The organism is Streptomyces sp. SudanB182_2057 (assembly GCF_964272715.1).
Taxonomy (GTDB): Bacteria; Actinomycetota; Actinomycetes; order Streptomycetales; family Streptomycetaceae; genus Streptomyces; species Streptomyces rubradiris.
The window spans coordinates 8,084,917-8,105,687 of sequence record NZ_OZ186798.1; the positions used below are offsets into that span (position 1 = coordinate 8,084,917).

At 74.3% G+C, this 20,771-nt stretch carries 14 protein-coding genes and 1 pseudogene; 10 read left to right on the forward strand and 5 right to left on the reverse strand.

Annotated features, from left to right (window positions below; genetic code table 11):
• The first annotated feature begins 31 nt into the window (after positions 1-31).
• From ACSURM_RS35935 to ACSURM_RS35965, 7 genes are all read left to right on the forward strand, one after another.
• Complete coding sequence (locus ACSURM_RS35935) at positions 32-6,838, forward strand: amino acid adenylation domain-containing protein (protein WP_436960145.1); 6,807 nt, start codon at positions 32-34, stop codon at positions 6,836-6,838.
• Positions 6,835-7,734, forward strand: a complete 900-nt coding sequence (locus ACSURM_RS35940) for a 3-hydroxyacyl-CoA dehydrogenase family protein (RefSeq protein WP_436960146.1) — start codon at positions 6,835-6,837, stop codon at positions 7,732-7,734. The genes ACSURM_RS35935 and ACSURM_RS35940 overlap by 4 nt, the downstream gene beginning before the upstream one ends.
• On the forward strand, positions 7,731-9,425 hold the full coding sequence (locus tag ACSURM_RS35945) for an AMP-binding protein (RefSeq protein WP_436960147.1): 1,695 nt from the start codon (positions 7,731-7,733) through the stop codon (positions 9,423-9,425). The genes ACSURM_RS35940 and ACSURM_RS35945 overlap by 4 nt, the downstream gene beginning before the upstream one ends.
• A 68-nt stretch (positions 9,426-9,493) precedes the next feature.
• Positions 9,494-10,384, forward strand: a complete 891-nt coding sequence (locus tag ACSURM_RS35950; RefSeq protein WP_436960148.1) for an ABC transporter ATP-binding protein — start codon at positions 9,494-9,496, stop codon at positions 10,382-10,384.
• A complete protein-coding gene (locus tag ACSURM_RS35955) occupies positions 10,384-11,163 on the forward strand; it encodes an ABC transporter permease (protein ID WP_436960149.1) in 780 nt (259 codons plus the stop codon). The genes ACSURM_RS35950 and ACSURM_RS35955 overlap by 1 nt, the downstream gene beginning before the upstream one ends.
• A 97-nt stretch (positions 11,164-11,260) precedes the next feature.
• On the forward strand, positions 11,261-11,689 hold the full coding sequence (locus tag ACSURM_RS35960; RefSeq protein ID WP_436960150.1) for an OsmC family peroxiredoxin: 429 nt from the start codon (positions 11,261-11,263) through the stop codon (positions 11,687-11,689).
• A gap of 290 nt (positions 11,690-11,979) precedes the next feature.
• Positions 11,980-13,776, forward strand: a complete 1,797-nt coding sequence (locus ACSURM_RS35965; RefSeq protein WP_436960151.1) for an eCIS core domain-containing protein — start codon at positions 11,980-11,982, stop codon at positions 13,774-13,776.
• Between the two features lie 121 nt (positions 13,777-13,897).
• Here ACSURM_RS35965 and ACSURM_RS35970 read toward each other — a convergent pair.
• The 5 genes and pseudogenes from ACSURM_RS35970 to cynR all read right to left on the reverse strand — a co-directional run.
• Positions 13,898-14,782: pseudogene (locus tag ACSURM_RS35970) on the reverse strand (class I SAM-dependent methyltransferase); the annotation flags it as partial.
• Positions 14,761-15,405 (reverse strand): cysteine hydrolase family protein, encoded by a 645-nt coding sequence (locus tag ACSURM_RS35975; RefSeq protein WP_436960152.1) that lies wholly within the window; start codon positions 15,403-15,405, stop codon positions 14,761-14,763. The pseudogene ACSURM_RS35970 and the gene ACSURM_RS35975, both read right to left, overlap by 22 nt.
• Positions 15,402-16,535: an isocitrate/isopropylmalate family dehydrogenase gene (locus tag ACSURM_RS35980; RefSeq protein WP_436960153.1), complete on the reverse strand. Its 1,134-nt coding sequence runs from the start codon at positions 16,533-16,535 to the stop codon at positions 15,402-15,404. Before ACSURM_RS35980 ends, ACSURM_RS35975 begins: the two co-directional genes overlap by 4 nt.
• Entirely contained in the window at positions 16,532-17,068 is a 537-nt protein-coding gene (locus tag ACSURM_RS35985; protein ID WP_436960155.1) for an EF-hand domain-containing protein, read from the reverse strand. The genes ACSURM_RS35980 and ACSURM_RS35985 overlap by 4 nt, the downstream gene beginning before the upstream one ends.
• A 290-nt stretch (positions 17,069-17,358) precedes the next feature.
• Complete coding sequence (cynR, locus tag ACSURM_RS35990; protein WP_436960157.1) at positions 17,359-18,249, reverse strand: transcriptional regulator CynR; 891 nt, start codon at positions 18,247-18,249, stop codon at positions 17,359-17,361.
• Positions 18,250-18,397: 148 nt separating this feature from the next.
• Here cynR and ACSURM_RS35995 point away from each other — a divergent pair, with 148 nt between their 5' ends.
• The 3 genes from ACSURM_RS35995 to ACSURM_RS36005 all read left to right on the forward strand — a co-directional run bounded on the left by ACSURM_RS35995 (position 18,398) and on the right by ACSURM_RS36005 (position 20,632).
• Complete coding sequence (locus ACSURM_RS35995; protein ID WP_436960159.1) at positions 18,398-18,991, forward strand: carbonic anhydrase; 594 nt, start codon at positions 18,398-18,400, stop codon at positions 18,989-18,991.
• A gap of 53 nt (positions 18,992-19,044) precedes the next feature.
• Positions 19,045-19,515, forward strand: a complete 471-nt coding sequence (gene cynS / locus ACSURM_RS36000; protein ID WP_436960161.1) for a cyanase — start codon at positions 19,045-19,047, stop codon at positions 19,513-19,515.
• Between the two features lie 145 nt (positions 19,516-19,660).
• The gene (locus ACSURM_RS36005; RefSeq protein ID WP_436960163.1) at positions 19,661-20,632 is read left to right on the forward strand and encodes an L-threonylcarbamoyladenylate synthase; all 972 of its coding nucleotides are present in this window, start codon (positions 19,661-19,663) and stop codon (positions 20,630-20,632) included.
• The last annotated feature ends 139 nt before the right edge of the window (positions 20,633-20,771 follow it).

The following is a 20,771-nucleotide window of genomic DNA, read 5'->3' on the forward strand; positions in this document are numbered from 1 at the left end:
CCAGACGACCCGCAAGGAGACCGTCGCAGCCATGAACGACGTCGCGATCATCGGGGTCGCCGTCCGCTTCCCCGACGCGCCCAGCCTGGACGCCTTCCGGGACAACCTGCGCCGGGGCCACGACAGCGTCCGGCCGCTGTCCCCGGAGCGGATCCGCACCAGCGGCATCGACCCGCACCGCGAGTACGCGGAACTCGCCCACCTGGACCGCGTCGACACCTTCGACCACCGGTTCTTCGGGCTCTCCCGGCGCGAGGCCGAAGTGCTCGACCCGCAGCACCGCCTCGCCCTCCAGCTCGCCTGGCACGCCATGGAGGACGCCGGGCACAGCCCCGCCTCGCTGCGCGGCACCCCCACCGCCGTCATCCTCAGCGCCCCGCGCGCCGACTACTTCCGGCTGGTGCCCCGCCCCGACACGCTCAGCCTGCTCGGCAACCTGCCCGCCGGCCTGCCCGGACGCGTCTCCCAGGTGCTCGGCCTGACCGGGCCGTCGTACGCGATGGACACCGGCTGCAACGGCTCCCTCGTCGCCGTCCACCAGGCCTGCCGCGAACTGGCCGACGGGGAGGCGGAGTACGCGCTGGCCGGCGGGGTCAGCCTGAAGGTGCTGCACGAGCCGCGCGACGCCCACGCGCACTTCCCCGAGATCCTCTCCCCGGACGCCCGCTGCCGCGCCTTCGACGCCTCCGCCGACGGCACGGGCGACGGCGAGGGCGGCGCCGTCCTGCTGCTCACCACGCTGGAACGGGCGCTGCGCGACGGCGACCACGTCTACGCCGTCGTCAAGGGCGGCGCCGTCGCCCACAACGGCCCGCGCACCGGCGCCATGGGCACCCCGTCCCCGACCGCCCAGGCCGAGGTGATCCGCCGCGCCTGGCGGCGGGCGGGGCTGGAGCCGGGCGACGCCGGATACCTGGAGGCCCACGGTTCGGGCACCCGGCTGGGCGACGCCGTCGAGCTGCGCGGCATCGCGCTGGCCCGCGGCCAGGCGCCGGGGGCACCGCTGCCGGTCGGCTCGGTGAAGACCAACATCGGCCACCTCGACCACGCAGCCGGCATCGCGGGACTCGTCAAGGCACTGCTGTCGGTCCGGCACGGCGAGCTGTACCCGTCCCTGCACTACACGGCCCCGCCCCAGGGGCAGGACCCCGCCGACCACGGCGTGGAGGTGGTCACCCGGCCCCGGGCGTGGACCGAGCCGGACGGCCGGCCGCGCCGCGCCGGGATCAGCTCGTTCAGCCTCGTGGGATCCAACGCCCACCTGGTCATCGAGCAGGCCCCGCCCCCGCGACCGGCGGTGCTCCCGCGACCGGCGGACGGGAGGGACGCGCGCACCCATCTGGACGCCCCCCTGGCCGTCGGCGTGTCCGCCCGGGACCCGCGCACGCTGGCCGAGACCTGCGAGCGCCTCGCCGCCGCCCTGGACACCACCCGCCCTCCGCTCGCCGACACCGTCCTCACCCTCACCGCGGGCCGCGACCACCACGACCACCGGGTGGGCCTGGTCGCCCGGACCACCGAGGAACTCGCGGGCGCCCTGGCGCTCGCGGCGCTGCGCACCCGGCAGGGCCAGGGCGCGGGCGCCGCTCCGGCACCGGCCCGCGACGGTGTCCATCTGCTGCTCTCCCGGGACATCACCCTCGCGGACCCCGCGCGGGACGCACCCGGCCCGGAGTACGCGCCGGACGGACCGGCGGCCCGCGTGGTGGACCGGCAACTCGACGCCCACCGCCGTTTGTCCGGATACGGCGTCACCGTGGCGAGCCTGCTCAGTTCCGGCGTCGGGCGCTGGGCCGCCCGGGTGATCGACGGCGAGGCGACCCGGGCGGAGGCCGACGCCGCGCTGGCCGCGGAGGACGGGATCGGCCCGGCCCCGGACGGCGACCGGCTGCGGGCCGCGCTGGACCCGCTGTTCACGGCGGAGCGACCGCCGGTCTTCGTCGCCCTGGGCGAGGACGGCGAACTGGCCCGCGCCGTCGCCGCCCGGCTCGCCGAGCGTCCCGGCGCCGCCCTCGTCACCGTGGGCGGCGGTCCCGACGCCGTGGCCCGCGCGGTCGCCGAGCTGTACGCGCTCGGCGTGCACATCGACTGGCCCCGGCCCGAGGGCGCCCACCGCACCCCGCTGCCCGGCTACCCGTTCCAGGAGGAGCGCTGCTGGGCCCGTCCGGAGGGCGAGTACCTGCGCTGGGAGGAGCTGTGGCCGGGCGCGGGCCCCCGGCCGGAGGCGTCACCCGCACCCCGGCCGGCCGCCGTGACCGAACCGGCCGCCCCGACCCCGTCCCCGGCCACGTCCGCCGACGTTCCCGTGTCCGTGGGCGCTTCCGTCGCCGCCTACACCCCCGTCCCCGCCGACGCCCCCGTCCCCGTCAACGGCTCCGTCTCCGCCGACGCCCCCGCGTCCGCCGACGGCTCCGTCAACGGGTCCGTCCCCACCGATGAGTCCGTCATCGACCGCATCCGCCGGGCCTGGACCGACGCCCTGCACGCGGGGGAAGTCGCCGACGGCGACGACTACTTCAAGCTGGGCGGCAACTCCATCACCGCCCTGGAGGTGATCAGCGCCCTCGACCGCGAGTTCGGTGTCACGCTGAAACTCGTCGACCTCTACGACCACCCCACCCTGGCCGGCCTCGCCGCGTACGTCGCCGACCGCGCGGGACTGCCGGAGACCGCGCCCGCGCGGCACCGGCCGACCGTCCCGGAGCCGCGCCCCCAGCCGATCCCGCCGTACCAGCCGCGACCGGAGCCGCGACCGCACGCCACCGGCACCGAGCCACAGGAGCCCCACGAGCCCCAGCGGCCGGCAACCCGGGCGTATCCGGCCCCCGTGCCCACCACCCCGCCTCCCATCACCCGCACCGACGCCACGGTGCTGTCCTTCGGTCAGGAACGCCTCTGGTACCACCAGCAGTTGGAGCCCGGCAGCCCGCTGTACAACATCCCCACCCGGGTCCACCTGCACGGCACCCTCGACGTCGAGGCGCTGCGCGGGGCCCTGCACGACCTGGTGGAGCGGCACGAGATCATGCGCTCGTACCTCCCGGCCCGCGACGGCCGGCCCGAACTGCGCATCGCGCCGTCGCTGCCCGGCCTCGGCCGGTTCGTGGACGTCCGCGGCGAACCCGATCCGCTCGCCGCCGCCCGCCGCCTGGTCGAGGAGGAGGCCACCGCCCCCTTCGACCTGGAACACGGACCGCTGACGCGCGCCCTGATCGTCACCTACGGACCCCGGGACCACGTCCTGTGCCTCAACGTCCACCACGCCGTGGACGACGGCTGGAGCCCGGGCATCCTCGACCGCGAACTCACCGAGTTCTACACCGCGCGTACCGAGCGCCGCGCCCCGCGCCTCGACCCGCTGCCGGTGCGCTACACCGACTACGCGCACTGGCAGCGCCAGTGGCTGACCGGGGACGTACTTCGCCGGGAACTCGACCATTGGCGCACGGAGTTGCGCGACGCGCCCGTGCTCGACCTGCCCGCCGACCGGCCCCGCCCGCGCCGCAAGGACTTCGGCGGCGGCCTGCACACCTTCACCGTCCCCGCGCCGGTCGCCGCCGCGCTGCGCGAGACGGGCAGGCGGGAACGGGCCACCCTGTTCATGGTGCTGCTCACCGCGCTCGACGTGCTGCTCGCCCGGCTCACCGGCGGGCGCGACATCGTCGTGGGCTCCCCGACCGCCGGCCGCGACCGGCCCGAGACCCGGGGCCTCATCGGCTTCTTCAACAACACCGTGGCCCTGCGCACCCGGCTGGCCGACGGCCAGCGGTTCACCGAGGTGCTGCGCGAGGTGCGCCGCGTGGTGCTCGACGCCATGGAACACGCCGAGGTGCCCTTCGAGAAGGTCGTCGAAGCCGTCGCACCGGCGCGGGACCTGAGCCGCAACCCGCTGTTCGACGTGGTCCTGCTGCACCAGACGATCCCCGTCATCCAGGGCCGCATGCCGGGGCTGGAGCTCAGCTCCTTCGAGGCCGAGGACCGTACCATCGTCCACAACGGACTGGCCCCCGGCACCGCCAAGTTCGACCTGACCTTCTGCGTGTGGGAGCGGGACGGGCACGACGACCTGCCGGTCGGCCTGGAGTACAGCACGCAGCTCTTCGACCGGGAGACCGCCGCCGCCATCGGCGACGCCTTCCTGGCCCTGCTGCGCGCGGTGGCCGCCGACCCCGAGGGCGAGGCCCTGGCGCTCCCGCTGACGGACGAGGCGTCCGCCGCCCCCCTGTACACCCCGCCCCTGCCCGGCGCGCCCGACGCCACCCTGCACTCCCTGGTCCTCGACCAGGCGCGGCGCACCCCCGACGCGCCCGCCGTGGCGCTGGACGACGCCACCTTCACCTACCGCGACCTCGACCTGTGGTCGGCCGACACCGCCGCCCGGCTGGCCGCCGCCGGAGTCGCGCCCGGTGACCTCGTCGCCGTACGCCTGCCCCGCTCGGCGCACATGGTCGCGGCGGCGCTCGGCGTCCTCCGGCTCGGCGCCGTCCACCTGCCGCTCGACCCGCGCCAGCCGGACGCCCGTACCGCCGCCATGCTCGCCGACGCCCGCCCGCGCGCCCTGATCACCGACGGCGCGGCCCCGCCCGCCTGGACCGGACCCGTCGTCCACCTCGCCGGCCGGCCGCCGCGGACCGCGCAGCCCCCGCCGGACCCGGCCGCGCCCGGCGACCCGGCCTACGTCATCTTCACCTCCGGCTCCACCGGACGGCCCAAGGGCGTACTGGCCGAGCACCGGGGCGCGGCCACCCTGGTGCGCGCCACCCGACGGGAGTGGGAACTGCGGCCCGGCGAGCGCGTCCTGCAGTTCGCCGCGCCCACCTTCGACGCCTGGATCTGGGAGGTCTTCACCGCACTCGCCGCCGGCGCCGTGCTCTGCGTGCCCGACCACCGCACCGTACTCGCCGGCGACGACCTGGCCGCGGCCATGACCCGGCACCGGGTGCACACCGTGATGCTGCCGCCGTCCGTCGCCGCCTCCCTGCCGGAGGACGCCGACCCGCCCGCGCTGCGGCTCATGGTGCTCGGCGGGGAACCGGTGCCGCCGGAGCTGGTACGCCGCTGGGCCGACCGGTGCCGGGTCGTCAACGCCTACGGGCCGACCGAGGCCACCGTCTGCGTCACCATGGGCGACTGCGTGCCCGACGGCTCCCGCCCCGCCATCGGGCGCCCGCTGCCCGGCACCCGGCTGTGGGTGCTCGACGAACGGGGCCGTCCCGTGCCGCCCGGCGTCCCCGGCGAGCTGTACATCGGCGGCGCCCAGGTGGCCCGGGGCTATCTCGGCCGGCCCGAGCTGACCGAGCGCCGGTTCGTCACCGTGCCCGGCACCACCGAGCGCGCCTACCGCACCGGAGATCTGGTACGCCGCCGGGCCGACGGATCGCTGGCCTTCGTCGGCCGCGCCGACAACCAGGTCAAGCACCGCGGCTACCGCATCGAACTGGAGGAGATCGAGGAGGCCCTGCGGGCCTGCGGCGCCAAGGACGCCGCCGTGGTGCTGGACACGGACACCGAGGGCGGGGTGCTGCGCGCCTTCGCCGTACCCGGCGCCGGCCCGGCCGCCACCGGCGAGGAGCTGCGCGCCCGGCTCGCCGACCGGCTGCCGCCCTACATGGTGCCCGCCGACCTCACCCTGCTGCCCGCGCTGCCGCTGACCCCGCACGGCAAGGCCGACCGCCGGCGGCTGACGGCACTCGGCCGCGAACTCGCCGGCGACGAGGCGCCCGCACCCGCCGGCCCCCCGGCGCCCGCGCCCGCCGACGCCCTCGAAGCGGACCTGCTCGACCTGTTCCGCAGCGTGCTGGGGCGCGGCGGGATCGGCGTGCACGACGGGTTCTTCGAGTCCGGCGGGCACTCCCTGCTCGCCGTCCAGCTGATGAGCCGCGTCCGGGAACTGACCGGCCGCACCCTGCCGCTCGCCACCCTCTTCGAGCACCCCACGGTCCGCGACCTGGCCGCCCTGCTGCGCTCCGGACCGGACCCGGCAGCCCCCCGCTGCCTCGTCCCCGTCCGCGAACGGGGCACCGGCGAACCGCTGTTCTGCGTCCACCCCTCCGGTGGCAACGTCCTCGTCTACCACCCGCTCGCCGACGCGCTCGCCGGGGACCGCCCGCTGTGGGGCCTGCAGTCCCACGGCCTCGCCGAGCACACCGAACCCGACAGCACCGTGGCGGCGATGGCCGAGCGCTACCTCGCCGAGATCCGCGAGATCCAGCCCACCGGCCCATACCACCTCGCGGGGTGGTCCTTCGGCGGCGCCGTCGCCTACGAGATGGGCGTACGCCTCCACCAGGCGGGGGAGCGGGTCGCACCCGTCCTGCTGCTCGACACGGACCTGACCGCCACCGTGCCCCGCCACACCGCCGACGACGCCGAACTGCTGGCCGGCCTGCTGGCCCCGTTCACCCCGCCGGACACCGCCCGGGAACTGCGCGCCCGCCTGCCCGGCACCCCCCTGGAGAAGGCCGTCACCACGGCCCGCGACCTCGGGGCGCTGCCGCCCGGCACCGGACACCCGGAGGTGCGGCGGCTGCTGCGCGTCCTGCGGGCCAACGACGCGGCTTTCGCCGCCTGGGAGGTGCCCGACTACCCCGGCGACCTGACGGCCGTACGCGCCGCCGGCGGACGGCTCACGGACCAGGGCCTGGCCGCGCTGCGCGAGCGGGTGCGCGGCCGGCTGACCGTGGTCGAGGTGCCGGGCGACCACTTCACGATGCTCACCGAGCACCGCACCGCCCTGGCCGAGCGGCTCGCCGCGCACCGCGCGCGCGAGCGGGAGACGAGGACCGGGCGCGGCGGCACAGACAGCGTGGGATCCAGCACGGTTGGAGGAGGACAGTGAGCCAGGAAACCCAGCGGCCCGTGGGGATCGTCGGCGCCGGGGTCATGGGCGCCGGGATAGCCCAGTGCGTCGCCCAGGCGGGCCACCCCGTGGTGGTGGTCGACCCCAGCCGGGAGGCCCTGGACGGCGGGCGCCGCCGGGTCGCGGACGGACTGCGGCTGAGCCGCCTGCTGCGCGGCTCCCGGGGCGGTACGGCACCGGCCCCGGGGACGGACCCGGCGGGACTCATCCGGTGGACCACCGACTACGGCGACCTGGACACCGCGTGGTTCGTCGTGGAGTGCGGCCCCGAGCGCACGGACGTCAAGGAACGCATCTTCGAACAGCTCGACAAGGCCTGCCCCGAGGACACGGTGTTCGCCACCAACACCTCGGCGGTCCCCGTCGACCGCCTGGCCGCCCGCACCCGCCGCCCCGGACAGGTGCTGGGCATGCACTTCATGAACCCCGCCCCGCTGAAGGACACCGTGGAGGTCGTCCGCGGCCCCAGGACCGGCGAGACCGCCCTGCGCCAGGCGGAGCGGCTGCTGGAGCTGACCGGCAAGAAGGGCATCCAGGTCGCCGACGGCCCCGGCTTCGTCACCAACCGGGTGCTCATGCTCACCTGCAACGAGGCCGCCCAGGTGGTCCAGGAGGGCACCGCGGACGCCAAGACCGTCGACCGGATCTTCCGGGACTGCTTCGGCCACCCCATGGGCCCGCTGGAGACCGGGGACCTCATCGGCTGGGACGTCATCGTGGACACCCTGCACGTGCTGCGCGAGCACACCGGCGACGCGAAGTTCACCCCCTGCGAACTGCTGGTGGGGATGGTGGAGCGCGGCGAGACCGGCCGCAAGGCCGGGCGCGGCTTCTTCACCCACACGGCGGCCGGGGCCCGGGGAGGCGCCCGGTGAGCCGCGAGCGCACCCTCGCCGAGGCGTTCCTGGACGCCGTCCACAACCGGCCCGACGACCCCTTCCTCACCCTGGTCGAACCCGGCGGCGACCGCACCGTCACCCTCGCCGGGCTGGCCGGGCACGCGGCCGCGGCCGGCCGGCTGCTGCGGGAGGCCGGGGCCCGGCCCGGCGACCGGGTGCCGCTGGTGTTCGACTCCGGCCTCGCCGCCGTCGCCGCGTTCTTCGGCACCCTGCTGGCCGGGATGACCCCGGCCATGGTCGCCCCGCCGATGGGCCGCCGCCAGGGCGCCGCCTACCAGGAGCACGTGCGCGCCGTCACCGAACGCTGCGCCTCCCGGCTCGGCCTGACCGACCGCGAGTTCGCCGGCGCGCTCGACGGCGCCGCCGCGCACCCGTTCCTGCCGCTCGTCCCCGACCGGCCCGCGCCGGTCCCGGACCGGCCCGACGCCCCCGGGGCGGGGGGCCCGGTCGCCCTGCTCCAGTTCACCTCCGGCAGCACCCGCGCACCCAAGGGCGTCCAGGTCACCCACGCGGGAGTGCTCGACAACACCGCCCTGTTCGCCGAGCGGTTCGGCCTCGGCCCCGGCCGGCCCTTCTGCTCCTGGCTGCCGCTCTACCACGACTTCGGCCTCATCGGCGGCCTGCTCAGCTCGCTGCTGTCCGGCGGACGCCTGGTCCTGATGCCCCCTCAGGCGTTCGTCCGCTCCCCGCTGGGCTGGCTGCGCGCGGCCCAGCGCGGCGCCGCCACCGTCACCGGATCGCCCAACTTCGGCCTCGCCCTGTTCAACCGGCGCTTCGCCACCGAGCCCGCCGAACACCTCGACGGCCTGGACCTGTCCGGCCTGCGTACGGTCGTCGTCGGCTCCGACCCCGTCGTCCCCGAGACGGTCGAGGCGTTCCGGAAACTGCTCGCCCCCTACGGCCTGCACGACCGCGCGGTGCGCGTGGGCTACGGGCTGGCCGAGAACACGCTCGTCGTCACGGCGGTACCGGACGGACAGCCGCTGCGCACCCTCACCGTGCGCCGCCCGGACGGTGCACGCGGCCCCGTCCGGCCGACCGGGAGTACCTCTGACGGCCCGGTGGTGACCGCAGTATCGTGTGGCACGCCTGCCGGCCATCAGGAAGTGAGCATCGTGGACGAGCACGGAACGACCGTCGGCTCCGACGTGATCGGTGAGATCCAGGTGTCGGGGCGCAGCGTGGCGCTGGGCTACCTGGACGACCCCGAAGCCACCGAGGCGGCGTTCCCCGGCGGTGCCCTGCGCACCGGCGACCTCGGCTTCCTGCACGACGGCGAACTGTACGTCACCGGGCGGCTGAAGGACGTGGTGATCGCCCGCGGCCGCAACCTCAACGCCCTGGACGTGGAACGCGTCGTGCGCACGCTGCCCGGCGCCCACGAGGGCGAGTGCGCGGTCTTCGGGGCGCGCACCGTGGAGGGCGAGGAACTGGTCGTCGCCCAGGAGGTACGCCCCGCGTCTCCCGAGGACCACCGGGCCCTCGCCCGCGAGGTGACGGCGCTGATCGTGCGGGAGTTCGGCATCGCCCCCGCCGATGTGCTGCTCGTCCGCATGCGCACGCTCCCGAGAACGTCCAGCGGCAAGCTCCGGCGTTCCGGGTGCGCCGACCTGTACGAGCGCGGCGAACTGGTGACGCTCTACCGCCAGGGATCCGCCTCCGTGTGAACGGGACGGACGACCGGGCGGCGGCAGGCGCTCGAAGTGAGATCGGGTCCGTGTGCGAGAGGAGCGAAGTGCTCGAAGTCATCGACTTAGTCAAGCGCTACGGCGAGGTGACCGCCGTCGACGGTGTGTCCTTCCACGTGGCGGCCGGTGAGATCGTAGGGCTGCTGGGAGTCAACGGCGCCGGGAAATCGACCACGCTGGAGACGATCGTCGGCCTGGTCACACCCGACTCGGGCACCGTCACGGTGGACGGCCACGACGTGCGCGCGCACCCGGAGCGGGCCCGCGCCCACATCGGGTTCGCCGCCCAGGACACCGCCCTGTACCCGAGGCTGACCGTGCGGGAGAACCTGCGGTTCTTCGGCCGGCTCACCGGGGCGAGCCGCCACGACGCCGACGCGCGGGCGGACGAGCTGATCGGCCTGCTGGGCCTGACCGAGCAGGCCGGACGGCTCGCGGGCGTCCTCTCCGGCGGCGAGGCGCGCCGCGCCCACGTCGCCGTCGCCCTCATGGCCCGACCCCGCCTGCTGCTCCTGGACGAGGCCACCGTCGGCCTCGATGTCCGCACCCGCACCCACATGCTGGAGCTGGTGGTCCGGGCGGCGCGGGAGAGCGACGCCGCCGTGCTGTTCTCCAGCCACTACCTGGCCGAGGTGGAGACCATCTGCGACCGGGTCGTGATCATCCACCGGGGCCGGGTGCTCGCCGACGGCACCGTGGCCGAGACCATCGGCCGGCACGCCAAGTCCGCCGTCGAGTTCACCTTCGGCGACGGCACCCGGCAGCGGCACGAGGTCTCCGACCCGGCGGCCGAGCTGCCCGCGCTGCTGGCCCGGCTCGACACCGGCGCCGGCGCCCCCGAACTGAAGTCCGTCAACGTGCTGCCGGCCTCCCTGGAGACCGCGTTCTGGGCCCTGACCGGGGAGGAACCGGCGGGACTCGTCGAGGAGGTGGCGTGATGCGGCTCGACCGTCTGGCCGTCATCGGCGGCAACGAGTGGCGCATGCTCTGGAAGGACCAGGCCGTCGTCATGCTCCTGATCGTCACCCCCGCGGTGATGATGGGCATCATGGCGGACGGGCTCGCCCCGGTGGTCCGCGAGAGCTTCGCCGCGGGCGCCGCCATGAGCGGCGCCGACTTCGCCGTGCCCGGCTTCACCGTCATGTTCGCCTTCTTCATGACCGGCTTCATGGGCAACGGCTTCTTCCTGGAACGCGGTTGGGGCACCTGGCAGCGGCTGCGGGCCTCCTCCGCCCGTTCCGCGGAGGTGCTGCTGGGCAAGACCGCGCCCTACGCGGCGGTCTCCACGCTCCAGATCCTGCTGATGCTGGCCTTCGGCTGGCTCGTCCTGGATCTGCACCTGCGCGGTTCCGTGGCCGGGCTCGTACTCATGATCATCGCGGTGGTGGCCGTCATCATGGCGATCGCCCTGTTCCTGGTCGCCCACTGCGGGTCCAGCCAGCAGATCAGCGCGTTCACCAACCTGGTCGGCATCGTCGGCGGGGTGATCGGCGGCGCCTTCCTGCCGGTGGACTCCCTGCCCGGCTGGACCCAGGCCGTCGCCTATGTCACCCCCCAGTACTGGGCGGTGGACGGCCTGTCCGGCGTCCTCGGCGCCGGGGACGGCCTGGCGGACGTGGTACCCAACGCCGCGGTACTGCTGGGCGCGGCCGTCGTACTCGTCGCCCTGTCGGCACGCCGCCTGTCCCTGACGGAACAGGAACGCGTCGCCGCCTGAGGACGCCCGGGCGTCCCGCCCGGGGGCGTCCGGGCGTCCGCCGGGGGGCTCCGCGCCCCTCGTCCCCGTACGCACAACACAGAGCGAAAGGTTCATCATGGCAGTCATCCGTACCGCCGGTTCCCACTGGGAAGGCACCCTCCAGGACGGCCGGGGCACGGTCACCCTCGCCTCCTCCAACGCCGCCACCCACGAGGTGAGCTGGCCGAGCCGGGCCGAGGAGCCGGCCGGCCGGACCAGCCCCGAGGAGCTGATCGCGGCGGCCCAGTGCGCCTGCTACAACATGTCCCTCACCCACACGCTGGAGAGCAAGGGCCACACCCTGGAGTCCGTGGACACCAAGGCGGAGGTCACCTTCGAACTCGGCGCGGGCCTGACCCGCCTGGCCCTCACGGTCCGCGCGACCGTCCCCGGCATCTCGCAGGAGGACTTCCGCGAGGCCGCCGAGACCGCGAAGACCAACTGCCCGGTCACCATGGCTCTCTCCGGCATCAAGGAGATCACCCTGGACGCGGCCCTCGCCTGACGGCCCCCGCCCGGCGGCCGCGGCACCCACCGCGGCCGCCGGGCCGGGCCGGGCGGGAGCGGGGTCGATCGGGCCGGCCCCGTCGCCGTACGGGCGGCCGGACCAAGGGCGGCCGACGTCCGGCGGCGGACCGATCCGGGCCGCGCGTCCACCGGTTGACGGCAGGTTGCCGCAAGGGCACACCGAGGTGCCCGTTCGGTCCCCCCGGGCTGCCCCGGGGTCTCTGGCGTACCTCCCCTCGCGCCCTGTATCCAGGAAGGAGTCGCATTCGGCCGTCAGATGAGGAACACGTGCACGACCACAGCAGGACGAGGACGACCGAGGCGGACACCCGCCCGGCACCGGCCCGGCGGGCCGCCGCCGGACCGCGGACGGACGCGCCGGGCCTCGCGGCCTTCCAGGCGGCTGCCGGGAACGACGCCGTGGTGCAGATGCTGCGCCGGGCCGGTCACCTGCCCGCGGAGCCGCACCAGCACGGTGCCGGCTGTGGACACGAGCAGCCCGAGGTGCAGCGTTCCGCCGTCCACGACGTGCTGCGTGCCCCCGGCCGTCCCCTGGACCAGGCCACCCGTACCGACATGGAGACCCGGCTCGGCGCCGACTTCTCCGACGTGCGCATCCACAGCGACGCGGCGGCCCGGTCCTCCGCGGCGGAGGTGGGAGCACGTGCCTACACCTCGGGCAGCCATGTCGTCCTCGGCGAGGGCGGGGCGGACCGGCACACCCTGGCCCATGAGCTCGTACACGTGATCCAGCAGCGCCAGGGCCCCGTCGCCGGCACCGACAACGGGTCCGGTCTGCGGGTCTCGGACCCCGCCGACCGGTTCGAGCGGGAAGCGGAGGCCACCGCACGGCACGCCCTGGCGGGGCACACCGCCAAGGCCCACGACCCCGCTCCCGGCGACGCTTCCGCGGTGCGCACGGGGGCCGGCGGACCGGCCGCCGTGCAGCGCATCGTCAAGATCACCCCCGGCATGTACATGCGGGGCGTGGGAGCCACCGAGACGACGCTCGACCCGCGCCTGTTCCGTCGGTATCTGGCGATCGCGGTGGAGGACGAGGTGCACCGCGCCGAGCAGGTCGACCCCGCGGGCGCCTACGAGACGAGACTCAAGCAGATCAAACGGACGCTGCCCGACGTGCCGGAGGCCCTGCGGCTGACCACCGAACTCGTCAACGCGGTGAACACCGTCCTGGAGGCACAGCAGACCTACGTCTCCAACTACAACCCTCCGAGCCACGAGGACGGCCCCGGTGCCATGGTCCCGGTGCCGAACGCCGCGACCCGGTACGCGACGAAGCCGGACACCGTCGAAACCGGTTACTACCACACGTCCCTCGTCGCCAACCGGGAGGAGCCGTACTGGGGCGACGACACCACGATGCGCGAGAAGACCGCCAAGTCGCTCGGCCCGCTCGTCGGCAAGGCCCCGACGGAGCAGCCCAGGCTCGGGCAGCACGCACACGGCGGCGAGAACCTGCCGTTGAAGCGGCTCACGCTGGGTCAGGCCGTCGAGATGCTGCCGCGCCCGCTGCTCAACCTCATCTTCGACGTGCGCTACCAGCTGGAGGCACCGGACGCGGGACAGCGGCAACCCGTGATCGACGAGCGGACCGAAGCCCAGAAGGCGGACCGGGACAAGAGCCCGCACGAGCCCGGGACCCTGCGCAGCTGGCACCAGGACGACTACGGCAGGCTCCCCGACAACGGGTTCGACCCCGCCGCCGTCCCTGCGAACTCCCAGGCACTGCACGCCCATTACACCGCCCATTCGCAGTCCGGTGCGGGCTCCTCGGTCCAGAACGCGGCCACGGCGCCCCGCGGGTTCGCCGAGTACACCGGCACGGGAAGCAACTGGGAACACAACGTCAAGGTGGTGCTGGACTACATCCAGAAGCGCGTCTACCTCACCTTGACGCACTACCAGTACTGGGCGCTGATCCCTCCGGAGCAGAAGGGCCAGCCGTACACGTTCTGGCAGGGGCCGGGCCAGAACCTGGAAGCGGCCCGCGCGGCACTCGCCGAACAGCCGCGCGGCGCGACCGGAATCATGATGAGCCCCTGGCTGGAGATCGGCATGTCCTGATCCTCGTAGGAGTGCCGTCGTGTTCGGGCAGCCGGACACCGTCGGCGGGCTGCCGCGGCGGCCCCCCGTCGCCGGCGTGCTCGGCGGCTTGAATCCGGCCGCGACCGCGGACTTCGTCACCACGGGTGGCGAAGCACCAGCGGTTGGCCGCCAGGGCGTCGTCCGGTTCCGGGCGGGGGCCACGGCCGTGTACGGCGGTGAAGTCGTACGGTGTGCGGACGGACACCGTCCAGCCGCGCGCGGCGAGTTCGCCCGCCGTGTCGGGACGCGGCTCGTCGTCGAACAGGGCGAGCAGGTCGATGCCGGCCTGCTCCCTGGCAGCGGCATAGACCGGACTGGCCCGTACCCGCGGCGCCTCGACGCCCGGTTTCACCTCGTAGGCCAGCGAACTGCCCGCGGCGCTCAGCCGGTCGATCGTGGCCACCAGACGGCGTTCGGCCGCCGCCGGCAGGTAGAGCAGCAGCCCCTCGGCGAGCCACGCGGTGGGCGCGGTGGCGTCGAAACCCGCCTTCGGCAGAGCCTCGGACCAGTCGAGCCGGAGATCGGCCGGAAGGACCCGGCGCCCCGCCGCGGGAGCGGCGCCGACCCGGTCGAGCACCGCTTGTTTGAACGTCAGCATCCCGGCCGTGTCCACCTCGTGGATCACACAGCCCGGCGGCCAGTCGAGCCGGAACGCCCGGCAGTCCAGGCCCGCCCCCAGCAGGACCACCTGCCGGACGCCCTGGCGCGCCGCGCGGAGCAGGTGGTCGTCCAGGACGCGGGTGCGCAGGCCGAAGTACCGTCCGAGCCGACCCCACAGCGGGTCGGCAGCACCGGCGGGCACCTGTTCCGGGCGGACCGGCCAGCCGGCCGAGGCCGGTGCCGCGCGCACGAAGTGCTCCGCGAACGGGTCCCGGGCCAGGGCGTCGGGGCGGTGCGTCTCGATGGCCCGGGCCGCGGCCACCAGCAGGGCCGTGCGACCCACCCCCGCCGCGACGGCGGGGTTCAGTCCGGCGGCCGCGCGCACGTCGCCTCCTCGGCTCGGTACACCGGCGCGGTCCACGCCCGGGGGTCGTCCGCGGCGGTGGTCCGGGCGCCGTAGACGAGCCGCATGAACCTCAGCACGGCGTCGTACGGCAGGTGCAGCGCGGCCGTGCAGTCCGTCAGGACCGTTACGTGGAAGCCCTTCTGGAACGCCGTGCGGGCGGTGGTGTCCACGCACACGTCCGCGTACAGCCCGGCGAGGACCACATGGCCCACGCCCCGCGCGCGCAGATGCTCCTCGAACCCGTCGGACAGGAAGGCGTCGAAGCAGGCGCGTTTCGTGAACACCCGCTCGCCCGGGGCCGGGACGACGGCGTGGAACCGCGCGCCCCACGAACCCTCCAGGCACTTGGGCCGCTTGCCGAGCGTACGGTCCCGCAGCCGCCAGCCGGGCCCCTGGTGTTCGGGATCGCCGACGAAGCGTACGAAGAGCACCTCCACGCCGTGCTCGCGCGCCCGGGCCACCGCCCGGACACAGCCAGCGACGGCCCGTTCCAGCACGGTGACGTTCTCGCCGAAACGGGCCAGGGCCGCCGGGCCGGCGCAGAAGTCGTTCTGCAGGTCCACGACCACCAGGGCCGTCCTGTCCGGTTCCGTACCGGTCATGACCCGCCGACCAGGGCGTCGTCCTTCGGTACCCCGCCGGTCGGCGCGGCGTCGAGCAGGGTGAGCAGGGCGTCGACCACGGCGCTGGTGGAGTGCCGCCCGCCGAGGTCCGGGGTGCGTACGCCCCGCTCGTCCAGGGCGCGCAGGGCCTGCTCGGCGGCCCGTACCGCTCCGGGGCACCCGGCGTGGCGCTCGGCGACGAGTGCCGCGGCGCGGATCGTCGCCACCGGGTTGACGAGGTCCCGGCCGGCGAGGTCGTCGGCGGACCCGTGGACCGTCTGGTACTCGACCAGGCCGGACAGCCCGGGATCCAGGCAGACGTTCTCGGTGCAGCGGCTCTCCTGCCGGTCGGAGCCGAACCGGTCGAGCAGCATGACGTGCATGATGTCGGCCCACTCGTTCCCGGCGACGACCAGCGTGCGGTCGGGCAGCCCGTGGGTGATCAGATTGCGGTTGACCGTGTCCGGCTGGAACAGGTCGACGCGTATGCCGAGCCGCTCCGCGAGTTCGGCCACCCAGGCGTCGAGGGCGCCGTCCAGCAGGTGGAACTTGTAGGCCATGACGATGCGGTCGGGCGGACCGTCCGGCCACTCGCGCCGGGCCCGGCGCAGGGCGTACGTGAGCACCGCCTCGGTGATCTCCCGGCTGAAGGCCATGGTGCGGGTGACCTCGCCGTGCGTGTGCCGGTTGTCCCCCGTGTAGAACCCCTGGGCCTGGTCCCGCACCAGCAGCATCGAGCGACCGGCGCCGGTGAGGAGGTCCACCTTCACGGAGCGCAGCCGCTGCCGGACGAGGTAGAGCGACTGGGCGTTGACGGCGGTGCGGAAGACCGCCCGGGTGCCCCCGGCGGCCAGGGTGCGGCAGAACCGCTCGTAATGGTCCGCGTCCTCGGCGGTCAGCGCCTGAATCTTGGCCACGTCCCGTTCGGCGCGCAGCGACTGGTACGAGTGGTACAGGCGCGGGGAACGCTCGATCGTCACGCCGTGCGGGTGCCCGGCGGTCAAGGCGCCGAGCACCCGCTCGAAGACGTCCGCGACCTCGGGCCCGGTGCCCCGGCCCACCGCCAGTCCGACGACGGGCCGCACCGTGCCCGATTCCCCTTCGCGCGGGGCGACTTGGGGGAGGCTCATCGGGCGGTGCCCGCGGTGAGGTGGTCGCCGGGGATGCCGGCCTTCTCCGGACGGTAGTAGTCCCTGATGCCGTCCGCCCAGGTGGCCACGGGGACGCGGTCGCCGTCGACGGGCTGGAAGGCGTCGAACAGGGCGTCGATGTTGGGGCGCTGGAATCCGATGGCCGTCATCAGGGCGGTGAAGTGCGCGCGCTCGACGAAGCCGTCCCCGTCCGGGTCGCCGATGGCGGCGAGGGCGTCCGCGAACTCGTCGACCGTGGCGTCGAACCGCGACGGGTCGAGCACGACGGCGGTGAACTCCTCGGGGCTGACGCGCCCGTCACCGTCGGTGTCCAGCTCCCGGACGAGTGTTTGCCAGTAGCCGCGGAAGGCGTCGAGCAACCGGCTCCGCGCGCTGTCGCCGGCCTCGGGCACCGCGGCGACGACCCGCGTGCCCATCAGCTCGAAGTCGTCGGCTTCCAGGACGCCGTTGCCGTCGGCGTCGAACAGGGAGAAGACGAGCTGGACGCGGTCGTTCGCCTCGGTGGTGGGCATGGTGTGTCCCCTTACGACGGAAGAGCGGTGCGGCGGAATGGCCGAAGGGCTGTCCGGAGCGCTGAGGAACGTCCGGCGGACGCCGACGGCTCCCGGCCCTGCGGCCCGACCACTATCGGCACGCCCTTGTCGCCCCGGCGCGGAAAGCAGGGTGCGTGCACACGAAAGGAGGGAATCCGTCGGCCGGCGCATGAAACGCCGCCACCCTGGAAAGGACCCCCGGCCATCCCTCGCGACCACGCCCGGCCATTCCGTGACACCCCCGGAATCACCGCTGTCGACCATGGCCCTCAGTCAAGCCCGCGCGCGAGGTCGTGGGTGAGGTCGGTGAAGGCTCGCGCGGCGGCGCTCCGGTAGGCGTCGGCGCGGGCGAGGAGCGCGACGGTGCGCACCGGCAGGGGCGGGTCGAGGGGGACGAGGGCGAGGTGGGGGTGGTCGTGGGCGATGGCGTCGGGCAGGACGGTGGCCAGCGTGGTGCGCCGGACGATCGCGGTGAGGGCCTGGATGGAATTGGCCTCCACCGCCGTGCGGGGGCAGATGCCGTGCTCGGCGAAGTAGTCGTCGATGTGGGTTCGGGTGGCGAAGTCGCCGGTGAGCAGGGCCAGTTGCATCCGGGCGAGGTGCGCCACGGGCAGGGCGCGGTGGTCGTCGGCGGCATGCCCGGCGCTGGTGACCAAGGTGAGGGACTCGGTGAACAGCTCGGTGGCGGTGATGCCGGGCAGGTGGGTTCCGGTGAAGGCGATGCCGAGGTCGATCTCGTCGGCCAGCAGACCGGCCTCGATGCGGTCCTGGGTCATCTCCCGCAGGGTCAGGGTGATCCCGGGGTGGCGGCGGTGGAACTCGGCGGCGAGCGGACCGGTGAGATAGGCGGTGAAGGTGGGGGTGACGGCGAGGCGCAGATGACCGCGGCTGAGGTCCTGCACGTCGTGGACGGCGCGCTCGGCGGCGGCGAGGTCGCGCAGGGCGCGGCGGGCGTGGTGGACGTACGCCGCACCGGCGTCCGTGAGGCGCACGGTACGGCCGGTGCGGTCCAGCAACTGCGTCCCCAGCATCCGTTCCAACTGCTTGATCTGCTGGGAGAGCGTGGGCTGGGAGATGTGCAGCTCTTCGGCGGCGCGGGTGAAGGTGCCGTTCTCCGCGACGGCGATCAGATAGCGCAGATGACGCAGCTCCAGGGCCATGGAATGACTATAGATGCGACCTATAGGAGCTAGGCCCAGCAAGTCTTGGACGCTATAGGAAGGGGTCGTGCAGGGTGGGGTGTGCCGGCCCGGTAAGGGCGGCGATTCCGTTCAAGGGGGGTGACCCGATGTGAAGGGAAGTGACCCCGTGCATGATCTCGCCGAGGGCGTCGCGCGGTTCCAGCGGGACGTCTTCCCGGCCAAGGAGGACCTCTTCGCCCGCCTGGCCGGACAGCACAGCCCGCACACCCTGTTCATCAGCTGCTCGGACGCCCGTGTCGTCCCGGAGCTGATCACCGGCAGCGAGCCGGGCGAGCTGTTCGTCGTCCGCACCGCCGGCAACCTCGTGCCCGCCCACGGCCCCTTCCCGGACGGGGTCGCGGCGAGCGTCGAGTACGCCGTCGCGGTGCTGGGCGTGCGGGACGTCGTGGTGTGCGGCCATTCGGCGTGCGGCGCGATGACCGCCCTCGCCCGCCGCCACGACCTGTCCGGCACCCAGGCGATCGCCGGCTGGCTGCGGCATGCCGACGCCTCCCAGGCCCGTGCCGCCCGCGCCGGCGACGTCGACGCGCTGGTACGGCACAACGTGCTCGCGCAACTGGCGAACCTGGCCACCCACCCCTCGGTCGCCCGCGCCCTGGCGGAGCGGACGCTCACCCCGCACGGCTGGGTCTACGACATCCCCACCGGCCGCGTCGACATCCTCACCCCCACCGGTCACCCGGCCGCCCAGGCGTCCTGACCTCCCCTGCTCGCGGACATCCCGCGACATACCCCGTAAGGAACGTGATTCCCATGGTGCACGCCCAGTTCGACCCCGCCGCCCGTCAGGCCCTCGCCGCGAAGGCGGTCGAGGCCAAGATCCGCAAGAACCTGTCCTGGGAGCAGATCGCCGACGCCTCGGGTCTGTCGGTGGCCTTCACCACCGCCGCCGTGCTCGGCCAGCACGCCCTGCCGGCGGAGCCGGCCGAGGCCGTCGCCGAGCTGCTGGGCCTGGACGAGGAAGCGGTGCTGCTCCTGCAGACCATTCCCACCCGCGGCTCCATCCCCGGCTCCGTCCCCACCGACCCGACGATCTACCGCTTCTACGAGATGCTCCAGGTCTACGGCACCACCTTGAAGGCACTCGTCCACGAGCAGTTCGGTGACGGCATCATCTCCGCGATCAACTTCAAGCTCGACGTGAAGAAGGTCGCCGACCCCGAGGGCGGCGAGCGCGCGGTGATCACCCTGGACGGCAAGTACCTGCCGACCAAGCCCTTCTGAGCGCTCACTCCGCACGGAACCGGCCCCGGCGGAGCCGCGTCCGCCCGGCGGAGCCGCAGGCACCGGCGTGACCCGGACATGCCAGGCAGGGGGGCGCGCGGTGCCGTGGGCCGGGGCCGAGCGGGGCGGTGAGAGAATTGCCCGCGTGAAGGCAACAACCAGTGACATCGAGAAGGCGGCCGAGGTGCTGCGCGCCGGGGGCCTGGTGGCGCTCCCGACCGAGACCGTCTACGGTCTGGGCGCCAACGCCGAGGACCCCGCCGCCGTCTCCCGCATCTTCCAGGTCAAGGGGCGCCCGCCCACCCACCCGCTGATCGTCCACATCGGTGGCGCGGAACATCTGGACGAGTGGGTCGAAGAGGTGCCCGCGACGGCGCGCCTGCTCGCGGAGCACTTCTGGCCGGGTCCCCTCACGCTGGTCCTGCGGCGCGGCCGGCGGGTGCCCCTGGAGGCGACCGGCGGCCTGGAGACGGTGGCCGTGCGCGTGCCCGACCACCCCGTGGCACTCGCGCTGCTCGATGCCTTCGGCGGCGGCGTCACGGCCCCGTCCGCCAACCGCTTCGGCTCGGTCAGCCCCACCACGGCGCACCACGTCCGCGCGGAGCTCGGCGAAGCCATCGACTTCGTGCTGGACGGCGGCGCCTGCGAGGTCGGCGTCGAGTCGACCATCGTCGACGCCACGGGCGAGATCCCGACCATCCTCCGGCCCGGCGGGGTGACCCGCGAGGAACTCGAAGCGGTGCTGGGGCACCCGGTCGCCGTCCCCACCACGAGCAACGTCCGGGTGCCGGGCCAGCACCCGTCCCACTACGCGCCGCGTGCGCGGGTCGTCCTGGTCGAGCCGGAGCAGGTCGTCGCCGAGGCGGAGCAAGCCCAGGAGCTGGGACATCGGGTGGGTGTCCTGCTTCCCCCCTCGCTCGCCGGTGCCTCGGTGAAGACGCACGTCGTGGAGGCCGTCCCCGATTCGATGGCCGCCTACGCGCGCGGGCTGTACGGGCTCCTGCGCGATCTCGACCAGCGGGGCTGCGACCTCATCGTGGCGTCCCTGCCGACGGAGGAGGGGCTGGGGCTCGCGATCGCCAACCGGCTCCGCCGGGCCGCGGGACCCCGTTCCTGACTGATCGTTCCAAAACGAGCGGAACCGGCGGCGCCCGGCGAAGGCCCGCTCGACAGCGCGGCGGCCCCTGCCTCGGCAGGGGCCGCCGCGCTGCGTCACCCTCGCTGCCGACGCCGACCGAACCGTGGCGTTTTCCGGG